The 12,017-nt window shown below is 60.4% G+C and carries 10 protein-coding genes; 5 read left to right on the top strand and 5 right to left on the bottom strand.

Translation table 11 applies throughout. From position 1 onward, the window contains the following. Positions 1–31 precede the first annotated feature (31 nt). Entirely contained in the window at positions 32–1,114 is a 1,083-nt protein-coding gene (locus KPHS_13550) for a YncE family protein (RefSeq protein YP_005225655.1), read from the bottom strand. Between the two features lie 395 nt (positions 1,115–1,509). Continuing rightward, positions 1,510–3,003 (bottom strand): putative aldehyde dehydrogenase, encoded by a 1,494-nt coding sequence (locus KPHS_13540; protein ID YP_005225654.1) that lies wholly within the window; start codon positions 3,001–3,003, stop codon positions 1,510–1,512. Positions 3,004–3,152: 149 nt separating this feature from the next. On the opposite strand from KPHS_13540, the gene KPHS_13530 reads away from it, so the two are divergent. From KPHS_13530 to KPHS_13500, 4 genes are all read left to right on the top strand, one after another. Then, the gene (locus KPHS_13530) at positions 3,153–4,454 is read left to right on the top strand and encodes an FAD-binding oxidoreductase (protein ID YP_005225653.1); all 1,302 of its coding nucleotides are present in this window, start codon (positions 3,153–3,155) and stop codon (positions 4,452–4,454) included. A 13-nt stretch (positions 4,455–4,467) separates the two neighbouring features. Continuing rightward, on the top strand, positions 4,468–4,833 hold the full coding sequence (locus tag KPHS_13520; RefSeq protein ID YP_005225652.1) for a cupin domain-containing protein: 366 nt from the start codon (positions 4,468–4,470) through the stop codon (positions 4,831–4,833). Between the two features lie 372 nt (positions 4,834–5,205). Continuing rightward, positions 5,206–6,705: a putative amino acid/amine transport protein gene (locus tag KPHS_13510; RefSeq protein ID YP_005225651.1), complete on the top strand. Its 1,500-nt coding sequence runs from the start codon at positions 5,206–5,208 to the stop codon at positions 6,703–6,705. Beyond that, positions 6,683–7,276 carry a DUF3156 family protein gene (locus tag KPHS_13500; protein YP_005225650.1) on the top strand — a complete coding sequence of 198 codons (594 nt, stop codon included), beginning with the start codon at positions 6,683–6,685 and terminating at the stop codon, positions 7,274–7,276. The genes KPHS_13510 and KPHS_13500 overlap by 23 nt, the downstream gene beginning before the upstream one ends. Positions 7,277–7,282: 6 nt before the next feature. On the opposite strand, the gene KPHS_13490 is transcribed toward KPHS_13500, so the two are convergent. The 3 genes from KPHS_13490 to KPHS_13470 all read right to left on the bottom strand — a co-directional run bounded on the left by KPHS_13490 (position 7,283) and on the right by KPHS_13470 (position 10,388). Then, complete coding sequence (locus KPHS_13490; RefSeq protein ID YP_005225649.1) at positions 7,283–8,398, bottom strand: putative deacetylase; 1,116 nt, start codon at positions 8,396–8,398, stop codon at positions 7,283–7,285. 16 nt (positions 8,399–8,414) lie between these two features. Then, positions 8,415–9,587: a transporter gene (locus KPHS_13480; RefSeq protein YP_005225648.1), complete on the bottom strand. Its 1,173-nt coding sequence runs from the start codon at positions 9,585–9,587 to the stop codon at positions 8,415–8,417. 117 nt (positions 9,588–9,704) lie between these two features. After that, a complete protein-coding gene (locus KPHS_13470; RefSeq protein YP_005225647.1) occupies positions 9,705–10,388 on the bottom strand; it encodes a regulatory protein in 684 nt (227 codons plus the stop codon). A gap of 424 nt (positions 10,389–10,812) precedes the next feature. On the opposite strand from KPHS_13470, the gene KPHS_13460 reads away from it, so the two are divergent. Beyond that, positions 10,813–12,000: a putative iron-sulfur modifier protein gene (locus tag KPHS_13460; protein YP_005225646.1), complete on the top strand. Its 1,188-nt coding sequence runs from the start codon at positions 10,813–10,815 to the stop codon at positions 11,998–12,000. Positions 12,001–12,017 lie beyond the last annotated feature (17 nt).

The following is a 12,017-nucleotide window of genomic DNA, read 5'->3' as shown; positions in this document are numbered from 1 at the left end:
ATCAAAGGGCCCGTCGCCGGACCCGTTATTTTTATTGCGCGTTCAGGTCGATACGTACGACGCTGTCCGGGCCTTTAGTGGAGTGGTCTTTATTGAAGGGCTGTTTGACGGTGACAAACAGCGTCTGACCATCGGCGGAAAGCAGCAGGCTGTTGGGATTGGCCGGCAGCGCCCAGCTTTTCTTCAGCGTGTAGCGGCTGGCGTCAAGGCTGATGACCTTGCCGGATTCACGCTGTGAAATATAAATTTCGTGGCGTTTCTTATTGAACTGCACCGCCAGCGAATCGCCGACGTCGAGCTGTTTAAGCAGCTTGCCGCTGTGGATATCCAGCACCAGAGTGGTTTTCGCTTTCGAGTTGTCGGTCACGAACAGACGGCCGGTGTCGCTATCTTCGGCCATATTAAGCAGCAGCGCCGGCTTGTCGCCCAGCGGCTTCCAGCGCTGTTCAATGCGTTGGTTACGCGGGTTGATCACCAGAATTTCACCGCTGCCGTTAGCGGCGTACACGCGACCGGTTTGCGCGGAGTAGTGCAGGCCGGTCATCCATTTACCGGTATTTTTAATCCGCGTTTTCAGCTTCAGGGTAGTGGCGTCAACCACCCAGATTTGCGCCGGGTCGGCGACCGCGCCAACGTAGAGAGTATTATTCAGCAACAGCAGCTGACGGGCCCCATAAGGGCGACCTTTTTCATTGCGCTCGCTGAACAGCAGGCGGTTTTTTACCTTGCCGGTGGCGGTGTCGATAGCGCTGATGCCGCCGTCCAGCGAATTGCTGACATACAGCGTTTTACCCTCCGCAGAGAGCTGTAAAGCGAAGTTTTTCAGATCGGTATGCGTCAGGCCGATGGTATTGAGGGTGTGCGGATCCAGTGTGTAAACCGCCCCGCCCTGTACATTTTTAAAGCCTTCAGCGCTGGCGACGTACAGCGCATCACCCTGCGGGCTTAACGCCATCTCGTACAGCCCTTCCGCTAGCTGGCGCTGCAGCGGTTGCGCCACGTTAGGGACTGGCGAGTCGACAACCGGTTGGGAAACGGCAGAGGAATGAGGCGTCGCGCAGCCGCTTAACGCCGCGCTGATGGCCAGCGTCAACGCCGGAAGTGTGTATTTCATTGGATCAACCCTATAAAAAATCAATGACCCGATGGACGCGCAGCGGCCGATATTGTGTGTTTCCAGCCTGCTGTCTTTACGTCACCCTACGCCTTCGCGACTCTTAGTGAACGACTCACTGGCGCAGCTCGAACCTTGCCAAAATTACGAATGAAAAAGAGAATGAGAACTATACTCATTATCTAATGTCAAACAAGTCCTGGCGGGCAAAAAAGATAATCTGCTGATTTTTTTTACGGCAATGGCGGATTAGGAGGGGAAGAAAGGATCCGTGACGGGAAAAGCGTCCCGGAAGCGATGCCGTGCACCGCCCGGGTTGCGGGCCAGAAGGCACACAATGTGTTGCCTATCTGGCGCAAAGCGACACATGACAGCGCTATGTCGCTGAACGGCGATTAATATCGCACCATCACCGACTTCAGCTCCGTATAATCATCGATAAACGCGCTGCCGAATTCGCGCCCGATGCCCGAGCCCTTCATGCCGCCGAACGGTACCGCCGGGTCGAGGAAGGTATGCATATTGACCCATACGATGCCGGCCTCAATCGCCTCCGAGTAGCGTAGCGCCTGACGAATATTATCCGACCAGACGCTGGCCGCCAGTCCATACGGCGAAGCATTAATTCGTGCCAGCGCCTCTTCTTCGCTGCGATAGCCGATAAAGCTGCATACCGGGCCGAAGGTCTCCTCGCGCATCAGAGTACTCTCTTCGCTGCGCACTTTAACCGCGGTCGGCTGCAGGAAATAGCCCTCCCCCGGCAGCGCTTCGCCGCCGCAGACGATGGTATCGCCCTCGTCGCGGGCGGTCTGAATGAGCCGCAAAACTTTGTCATACTGCTGGCGGTTGGCCAGCGGCCCCATCAGCGTCCGTTCATCCAGCGGCGACCCCGGCGCAAAAGCGCTGAGCTTGTCTTTCAGCAGCGCCAGTACCGCATCCAGTTTTCCCTGCGGCAGATAAAAACGTTCCGCAGCGGCGCAAATCTGCCCCTGGTTCAGGTAGCCAGCTTCAATAATGCCGTTGACCATCGCCTCCGGCGTCAGGTCATCGAGGAACAGCGCGGCGTTTTTGCCCCCCAGCTCAAGGGTCACCCGTTTACCTGACGCACTGGCCGACTGCTGGACTTTTTCACCGGTGGCCACCGAGCCGGTGAAGCTCACCTTGGCGCAGGCCGGATGCGTAATCAGCCGTTGGGCAATCTCGCCGCCGGCGCCGTTGACCACGTTAATCACCCCATCCGGGATACCCACCGCTTTTGCCAGCTCCGCCACGCGCAGCAGCGTCAGCGGCGTATATTCGCTCGGCTTGAGGACGATGGTGCAGCCGCAGACCAGGGCCGCCGCCAGCTTCCAGATGGCAATCATGATGGAGAAGTTCCACGGCACGATGCCAACCACCACCCCCAGCGGCTGGCGGCGGGTAAAGGCGGTATATTTCTCCCCGGCCATCGATGGCAGCGAGACATCCAGCGTTTCACCGGTGACTTTCCCCGCCCAGCCGGCGAAGTAGCGCAGGAACGCCACCGACTGGTCCAGCTCGAGCATCCGCGCCAGCGTGATAGTTTTGCCGGAACAGAGACTTTCCAGCTGCGCCAGCGCTTCGCGATGCTCTGCCAGCGTGTCCGCCAGCTTCAGCAGCAGCGCGCCGCGCGCCAGCGTCGGCATCTCGCGCCACTGACTAAACGCCTGGCGGGCGCTCTCCATAGCGCGATCCGCCTGGTCACTATCCGCCGCGGTGACCTCGGCAATCGCCCGCCCGGTCGCCGGGTTGATCACCGCGAACGGCGCGCCGCGGCCCGCCTCACGTTGACCGGCAATAAACTGCCCGTGCGGCTGGCGTAAGAAGGCGGTCACTTCCGCCAGTAAGGTTATCTCGCTCATCGTCAGCACCCGTTTTTCAGCAAAGTTAACCCATCACAGCACGGCTTCCCGCCGCAGCCTATCGTTCTAAAGAACGTCATTCTTCCGGACGATATTCAACGCCCGCGCGGCGTGCTGTGATGAGGGTCTTGAGCCAGGCAAGACCACAGGGTAACGCGATGAACATCAAGATCGATGCGCTGAACTACTACGGCGCGACGAAGAAATATCACCTCCATTTCCCGGCGCTACGGGAAGATATTGAAGCCGATGTGGTAATTATCGGCGGCGGCTTCTCTGGCATTAACACCGCCCTTGAGCTGGCGGAACAGGGGATCACCAACGTGGTGGTGCTGGAGGCGCGCCATCTCGGCTACGGCGGCACCGGGCGCAACGGCGGCCAGGTGATGGCCGGTATCGGCCACGATATCGAAGCGGTAAAAAAGCACGTCGGCAAAGAGGGGCTGGAGACGCTGTTTAAAATCGCCAACCTCGGCGCGGGCATCATTCGCGAACGCATCCGCAAATACAACATCGACGCCGATTTCGTGCCCGGCTACGGCTATCTCGCCTATAACCAGCGACAGCTTAAAACGCTGCGCCAGTGGGAGAAGGAGTTTAAAGCCGCTACCCCGGATGAAGAGATCGAACTGTATACCGGAAAAGAGGTGCAGCAGGTGGTGGGCTCCGAGGTCTACTGCGGCGCGCTGAAACATATGGGCGGCGGCCAGATCCATTCACTCAATATGCTGCTCGGTTCGGCGCAGGCCGCCCACTCGCTGGGGGTCAAGATTTTCGAATCCTCGCCGGTGGTGGAGGTGAATTACGGCAAACAGGTGCGGGTACGCACCGCGATGGGCAGCGTCAAAGCCGCCAAACTGCTGTGGGCCTGCGACAGTTTCCTCAACAATATGGAGCCGGAGATCTACAACAAGACGCTGGTCACTTACTCCTACCAGGTGTCGACCGAGCCGCTCTCCGATGAACTGATCGAGCGCATCAGCCCGCTGCGCGGCGCCTTCAGCGATATTCGCCCGGTAATTAACTACTACCGCGTCACCCGGGAAAACCGCCTGCTGTTCGGCAGCGCCACCCGCTTTGTGGAGTATACGCCGAACGATTTCGCCGCCTGGAATCGCACCTTGCTGGCGGAGGTCTTCCCCTATCTCAGGGATGTGAAGATCGATTTCGCCTGGGGCGGGCCGATGGCCTGTAGCGCCAATCTGTTCCCGCAGATCGGCACCCTACGCGATCACAACAACGTCTTTTACGTCCAGGGGTACTCCGGCTTCGGCGTCACCCCGTCGCACATCGTGTGCAAAATCCTCGCCGAAGGGATCGACGGCGGTTCCGACCGCTATCGCCTGCTGAGCAGCATCCCCCACGCGACCATCCACGGTCGTGACAGTCTGCGCTTGCTATTAGTCACGGCCGGAAAACTGATGCATCAAACCGCCGGTTTCTGGAAAGGCCGGAGTTAACCAGGAGAACGCTATGCACGCTTTTAAACTTAAACACCCGGTACCTGATCTGCAGCCGATCGGCAGCGTCAGCCTGCTCGGCGCGACGCCGACCGCCGGCGACCCGCAGGTAGCGGGCGCGATGATCTACGGCGAGCCGCAGGACGCCTTTACCTGCGGACTGTTTTCGTCCACTGAGGGGAGCTTTACCATGACCTATCCGTTTACCGAGCACGCCACCGTGCTGGAGGGCGAAGTGGAGCTGACCGTCGCCGGCGGCGAGCCGCAGCGCTTTGCGCCGGGCGACAGCTGGTTTGTTAAACAGGGCACCGAAGTGGAGTGGAAAATTCTGACGCCGCGCTTTGTGAAGCACTACCTGGCGAACGTCGAGACCCGCTAACAAACTGATAATGCCCGGCGGCGCATTACGCCTTCTCCGGGCTACCAAATCGCGCAGCGCTGTAGCCCCGGTAAGCGGCAGCGCCACCGGGGGGTTTGAGGCCAAATTAAAGGCAGGCCGCACGGACCGTAGGCCGGATAAGGCGCAGCCGCCATCCGGCAGAAACAGGCGCAACGTGGCAAGACGGATGGCCCCGGTTTTCGGGGTCATATTGTTTATCCGCCGCGACATTCATCGACTGCGTCACAGAATCATGCGCCGCCCTCCACCTTCCGGACGATATTCGTTGAGCAGGATGCCCGCCTAAATTATGACTATCCGGGAGTGGCGCTGGCTATTCCCTGCTACCCCATTATTGTGCAGAGGTTGACTATGTTTAGTAACAGACTCGCCAGCCATCTTGAGCGCGGCGTCGTCGGCTTCCCGACCACCCTCGCCAGCTCCGTCGGGCTGATCATGGCCAGCCCGGTGATCCTGACGGTCACCAGCGGCTTCGGCATGGGCGGCGATACCTTCGCGCTGGCGGTGCTGCTGGCCTTTATTATGATGCAGGCGCAGGTCACCACCTTTGCCGAGGCGGCGACGCTCATTCCCACCACCGGTTCGGTGTACGACTATATCTCCTGCGGCATGGGCCGCTTCTTCGCTATCACCGGCGCGCTGTGCGCCTATCTGATCGTCCATATCTTCGCCGGGACGGCGGAGACGATCCTGGCGGGCATTATGGCGCTGGTGAACTTCGAGTCGATTAACGCCCAGATGGCCGCTCACCAGAATACCTGGATGGTGGGCGTCGGCATGGTGGTGATTTTCGGCTTGCTCAACGCCATCGGCGTGGAAATCTTCGGCAAGGTCGAAGTGGTGCTGACCTTCGGCATGTGGACCACGCTGACCATTTTCGGCCTGTGCGGCATTTTTATGGCGCCGGTCACCCATCTGTCCGGCTGGTTCGGCACGCCGCTGAACGTTAGCGATATCAACGGCCTGTTCGGCTATATCGGCATGGCGATGTTTATGTTCGTCGGTTGCGAACTGGTGACGCCGATGGCACCGGAGATCAAACAGGCCCACCGCACCATACCGCGGGCGATGGCGCTGGGCCTGCTGGGGGTCGCCAGCTGCATGTTTATCTACGGCGCGGCGATCAACCGCCAGGTGGAGAATACCGTGCTCGACGCGGCCAACAACGTCCATCTGCTGGATACACCGATGGCGATCCCGGCCTTCGCCGAACGGGTGATGGGCCACGCCGGCCAGTACTGGCTGGGGGTCGGGCTACTGTTGGCCGGCTGCGCCACCATCAATACGCTGATGGCCGCCGTGCCGCGTATTATCTACGGCATGGCGCTGGACGGCGCGCTGCCCCGTTTCCTGACCTGGCTGCATCCGCGCTTTAAGACGCCGGTGATCGCCATTGCCATCGGGGTGGCGATCCCCTGCCTGCACGCCTGGTATCTGAACGGCGATCTGGACCGCATCGTGCCGCTGATCCTCGCCGCGGTCTGCGCCTGGGGCGTCGCCTATCTGCTGGTTACTCTGTCGGTGGTGATGCTGCGCATTCGCCGCCCGGATCTGCCGCGCGCCTACCGCTCGCCGTGGTTCCCGCTGCCGCAGATTATCTCCAGCGTCGGGATCATCATCGCTATCGTCAATATCACGCCGCCCGGGATGGACAGCCGCCAGGTGCTGGTGCCGTTCGGCATAATGCTCGGCCTGACCGCCGCTTACGCCCTGTTCTGGACGGTGTGCGTGCAGCGCGTCAATCCGTTCAAGCCGCTGGTAGTGGAAGAGGTGGTGGAGCGCGCCATCAACAATTATGAAAAACAGACCCGCGGGGAGATGACGCCAGATGTCCTCCGTCCCCTGGTTTGAAACGCCGTTAATGAACGCGGTGCAGCGCGATCTGGCGGGCTGGCCCAGCGAAAAGCTGAGCGAACGCAGCGCGCTGCTGCGCTTGAACGACGCCATCGCCGTCACCTTCAGCGTGCGTCAGAAGCGGCTGTTTATGGCCAGCATTCACAGCTGCGAGTTTGTCGTCGAGGGGCCGGTGACCCGGCCCGCTCGCGGCAAGATCCGCGCCCACCAATCCGGCTGGCTAAAACGCCTGCCAATCCGCTTTATCGGCAATAAAGAGAGCGCGGAACTCGCTGGCTATCTCAACGGTTTTCCTAATCTCCAGCAGACCTTAAGCGAGCTGGACTACCGCCGCTTTTCGTTGACCTTTGACGATAGCGGCTGGCGCTGCGGCATTGAACCCTGGGCCGCCAGCGAAGTGGTCTGTAAAATGCCGCCGCTGCGCCGTTATCTGCGGCTGGAAGCCCAGCAGCGGATGCTGCTGCTCAGCGTGCTGGCGATGATTAATCAGGCGGTAAGTCAGTGGATGCGCGGTGAAATCGCAGAAGAGAAAGCATTGACTTCCCCGCCATCACCGCGGGGAAGCTGAGGTGGTTTATAGCAAACCAAACTGCTGCGCCAGCCGATCGATGGCCTGGCGCTGGAACTGCGCGAACGTGGCGCGCGGCTGCTGCTGTTGAATAAATTCCAGCAGCGGATCCTGGACCTCGGTGCGGATGCCGCTCAGGGCTTCCATCACCGCCAGGCCGCAGAACGGCACGTAGGATTCGGCGTAGCCGCCCTCGTGCACCATTACCAGTTTCCCGCCGCACAGGCGATCCGCCGCCTGCTGGACCTGTTCGGTCATCGCCCGGAAGCTATCGCTGTGCAGCTGCATCCGCGCTAATGGATCCATGGCGTTGGCGTCATAGCCGCAGGCGATGATGATCAGCTCCGGCTCAAAACGCGCCAGCGCCGGAATAACGATAGTTTCCAGCGCATAGCGCCAGCTGTCATCCCCCGCCCCGGCCAACAGCGGAATATTGATGTTGTAACCTTCGCCCGCGCCCACGCCGCGATCGTCCTCGCCGGCGTAGCCCGGCGGGAAGCAGCCGTCCTGATGCAAGGAGATAGTTAGTACGTCGTCGCGCTGCAGGTAGATATGCTGGGTGCCGTTACCGTGGTGAACATCCCAGTCAATGATCGCCACCTTGCCCAGCCCCAGCTGCGCTTTCGCTCGCTCGACGGCAATGGGAATATTGGCGAGGAAACAAAATCCCATCGACTGGTCCGGCAGGCAGTGGTGTCCGGGCGGGCGCGACAGCGAATAGGCGTTATCCAGCTCCCCCTTCAGCACCGCTTCCACCGCCGCACAGGCCAGCCCGGCGGAAAGACAGGCGATTTCATAACTGCCCGGCCCCAGCGGCGCCTCTTTGCCGAGCATGCCGCCGCCGTTATCGCTTATCGCCTTGAAGCGCTCCAGATAGCTGTCGGGGTGGATCCGCCGCAGGTCCTCAAGGCTCGCCGGCGCCGCGCTGCGCAGCGCCAGCTGCGGCGTCAGCCCGGAGACATCCATCAGGTTTTTCATCCGCCGTTTGGTCTCTGGCGATTCAGCATGACCGCCGCCGGCGGGCGGCTGTACCCACCCGCCCACCGGCAGCGTCACCGCGTGCAGACCGGTACTGTGCCAGAAACAACGTTCATCAAAAAAGAAACCGGTTTTTCTTTTCACTCTATCCTCCCGTGGGCTAAGCCTTCCCGGCGGCGGATGCCGCCACAATTAAAATCAGTGACAGCAGCGCGCAGACGCCTGCCGCCGCCAGCAGCGGGTCGGCGCTGGCGAAGTGTTGCAGTAAGGCCCCCGCAAGCGCCGGGCCAGCCGCCATGCCGCCGCCGATCACCAGATTGATGCTGTTCATCAGCCGACCGCTGTTATCGAGCCCGGCCACGCGGGCGAGAATAAAGGGCAGCACGAAGGTCCAGGTGAACTTAAACAGCAGCGCCGCGATGGCGTAACGCACCAGCAGCGGCTGGCCGATCAGCAGCCCAACGCTGACGATCAACAGGCCGTAGCCCAGCCACACCGGTAAACGATCGGCCCGCCGGGTGCCGCGCAGGGCCGCGCCGCCGGCGCCGATAATGCCGCAAACCGTCGCCGCCGCCAGCACCAGACCGACCTGCGTCGGGCTCAGCCCCGCCGCGCTGCCGATGGTGCCGATAAAGGTCCACACGGCGCTAAGGCTGATATAGAAAGTGAGCACCGCCAGCACCGCCAGCGCCTGACGCCACAGCGCCGTCGACGGCTGCTGGCGGGAGACTGAAAGCGGTTGAAAGCGCGGAGGGAAAGCGGATACCAGCGGCAAACAGCAGAGCATGATGGCGGCGAGGATCAGATACACCACCTTCAGGCCAAAGGTCGCGAACAGGCCGGGCAGCGCCAGCAGGCCAAGCATCCCTAACAGCAGTTGCCCGAGCACCCAGAAGGCGTAGACCCGCGACGGGTTCGGCGTTCCGGCCGCGCAGCTGATGCACAAAATCATCAACGTGCCGCCCGCCAGCGAGGCGATAAAGCGCGCCGCCAGCAGCGTCTCATACTGGGTGACCACCGCCGAGGCGAGGTTGGCGGCCAGAAACACCACCCCGGCCGTCAGGGCAACCCGCCGCCAGTCGAGGCGGCTCATCCACCACCACGCCGGGAGCGTCGCCAGGCTCATCGCCCCCAGCTCCGCTGAGAACAGCCAGCCGATCTGCCCGGGTTTTAGCTGCCATTCGCTGGCCAGCTGCGCCGCCACCGCCGGCGCGGTCATCAGAATACCCGGCGCAATAGCGGCAAAAATCACGATCGCCGCCAGCAAACGCAGGGACACCACCAGCCCGGCGGGCCGGGAAAGCGCATTATCAGTGAGAGGTGTACTCGACATCGTAGGGCGTGCTCCGGTCAAAAAAGCCTCCCCCCGGGGGATCCTCCAGGGAGTGATACCCACAGGCATCAGGAAAACGCCGTGCTGCCACGGCGCGCGCGGGATGCGAAAGTCAGATTACAGATGCAGCGTACGCTGAGCGGCCGGCATCCAGGTTCGGGAAACCAGTTCGGTACGATTGACCACTTCGGTCTTGGCGAAAATATTGCGCAGGTGCGTTTTTACCGTCGAGAGCGAGATATCCAGCTGGCGGGCAATCAGCTTATTGCTGGCGCCTTCGCGCACCATGCCGACGATTTCCCGCTCTTTCGCCGTCAGGATGGCGGGCAGATCATCTTCTTCCTGCAGGCAGTCGCGAATGGCCAGCTCTACCAGCGGCAGCACCGCCTGGGCCCGCTGGCGCTCTTCGCTGGAGAAAGGCACGTCGCGCATCAGCGAGATACCGGCGACGATCCGCCGCTCGCGGCGGATAAAGATCTCGGTCATGTCGCGCACGTTATTCGGCAACATAAATTCATGATAGTAATGCCGGTTGCGGTCGCAGAGCCGCGGCGTCATCGCCGCCACGGTGGTGTTCTGGTGGCTAAAGTGCGACGGCAGAAGCGGATCCAGCGGCTGGAAGTTTTCCAGATATTGTTGGTGCGTATTATCGGAAATATTATGCAATATATAGTTTTCGGGTTTTAAACGATTATTTACTCGATAAAACACCGCTGAAGTTAGTGGAATTAACTGGGAAATAGTCTGTAAACAACGGGCTATTATCGCATCATTACGGCTGGCTTTTAACAAAGCAGACATGATAGGGCCTCCCCGTCGAGATGATGGTACATGACACATGGATGACTACTGATAACTGAAGCATACATTTCACATTTAAGTAACACAATCATTAACATATTAACAATGTGATAGCCGTTACAAAATTTTCAGCAATACATTGTTATATAAAGCATTTAAAAAACACCCCGGCCATGCTTTACGATAGCGGCGTTAAAACATAAACAAATAAGATTAACACCCGGCGTACCTGCCCCTGGTGATAAAAAAACCCTATTCCCGACGCGTGATTCTCATCCTAAAGAACGATGGATTTTTGTTTTTTTCACTTATACCCTTATCAGGATGCAATTAATTTTCGCCGCGGCTTAATCATGTGATTACGCCTGACCCGCTGTTGCCAAAATAATATCAACAGTACCGGTCATTAACCGAGGATAAGCCGATGCTGAATATCGCCGCCCTGCGCCAGCAGCAAATTCCGCTGGCCGCTGAGCCGCGCTCGCCGGTGCCGTTTCATATTCTGATGAAGCCGATTGGCCCCGCCTGCAATCTCGCCTGCCGCTATTGCTATTACCCGCAGGACGAAACGCCGGTCAACAAGATGGATGACGCGCGGCTGGAGCAGTTTATCCGCCGCTATATTGCCGCCCAGCCCGCCGGCGCGCGGGAAATCAACTTTGTCTGGCAGGGGGGCGAGCCGCTGCTGGCCGGCCTGAGCTTCTACAAAAAAGCGCTCGCCCTGCAGGCGCGCTATGCCCCCGACGGCGTGACTATCAGCAACAGCCTGCAGACCAACGGGACGCTGATCAACGACCCATGGTGCCGACTGTTCCGCGAACATGGCTTTATTATCGGGTTGAGCCTCGAAGGCAACGAAGCGCTGCAGGACTACCATCGTCCGGATAAACGCGGCCGGTCGACCTGGTCGGCGGCGCTGCGCGGCATTGACCTGCTCCATCAGCATCAGGTGGACTTTAATCTGCTGGTGGTGGTGCATAACGAGATGGCGGCCCACGCGGCAGCGATTTATGACCGGCTGGTCAGCCTCGGCGCGCGCTATCTGCAGTTTCAGCCGCTGATGAGCGAAGGCGCGGCCCTGCGCGAAGGATACCAGCTCAGCGCCGATAACTGGGGACGTTTTATGGTCGGCATCTGGCGACAGTGGCGGAAGCGCTGCGATAGGGGGCGGGTGTTCGTTATCAATATCGAACAGGCGTGGGCGCAGTATTTCACTCATACCAGCGGCAGCTGCGTGCACAGCGCCCGCTGCGGCAGCAACCTGGTGATGGAGCCCGACGGACAGCTCTACGCCTGCGACCACCTGATCAACGCCGAACATCGGCTGGGCCGCCTCGATGAGCAGACGCTCGCCGCCGCGGTCGACGCCTCGGTGCAACTGCCGTTCGGTCAGCAGAAAAGTCTGCGCCGCGAATGCCAGACTTGCTCGGTAAAAATGGTCTGCCAGGGCGGCTGCCCGGCGCATCTCAACGCCGCAGGCAACAACCGCCTCTGCGGCGGCTACTACCGCTTCTTTAGCGACATCCTCGCGCCAGTACGCCCCTTTTCCCGCGACCTGAATGGCCTGAAGGCCTGGCGGGCCGCGTTTGTTGGGACTGCGCATACTGCGTAGCGCCTTACCCTGATGAT

The organism is Klebsiella pneumoniae subsp. pneumoniae HS11286 (assembly GCF_000240185.1).
In the GTDB taxonomy this organism is placed as follows: domain Bacteria; phylum Pseudomonadota; class Gammaproteobacteria; order Enterobacterales; family Enterobacteriaceae; genus Klebsiella; species Klebsiella pneumoniae.
The sequence above is the reverse complement of the archived record's forward strand: the minus strand, read 5'-3'. Positions and strand labels throughout refer to the sequence as shown.

Excerpts from the sequence above, each read along its gene's own strand:
- KPHS_13550 (YP_005225655.1), bottom strand. The coding sequence starts at position 1,114 with ATGAAATACACACTTCCGGCGTTGACGCTGGCCATCAGCGCGGCGTTA.
- KPHS_13530 (YP_005225653.1), top strand. The coding sequence starts at position 3,153 with ATGAACATCAAGATCGATGCGCTGAACTACTACGGCGCGACGAAGAAA.
- KPHS_13520 (YP_005225652.1), top strand. The coding sequence starts at position 4,468 with ATGCACGCTTTTAAACTTAAACACCCGGTACCTGATCTGCAGCCGATC.
- KPHS_13510 (YP_005225651.1), top strand. The coding sequence starts at position 5,206 with ATGTTTAGTAACAGACTCGCCAGCCATCTTGAGCGCGGCGTCGTCGGC.
- KPHS_13500 (YP_005225650.1), top strand. The coding sequence starts at position 6,683 with ATGTCCTCCGTCCCCTGGTTTGAAACGCCGTTAATGAACGCGGTGCAG.
- KPHS_13480 (YP_005225648.1), bottom strand. The coding sequence starts at position 9,587 with ATGTCGAGTACACCTCTCACTGATAATGCGCTTTCCCGGCCCGCCGGG.
- KPHS_13470 (YP_005225647.1), bottom strand. The coding sequence starts at position 10,388 with ATGTCTGCTTTGTTAAAAGCCAGCCGTAATGATGCGATAATAGCCCGT.
- KPHS_13460 (YP_005225646.1), top strand. The coding sequence starts at position 10,813 with ATGCTGAATATCGCCGCCCTGCGCCAGCAGCAAATTCCGCTGGCCGCT.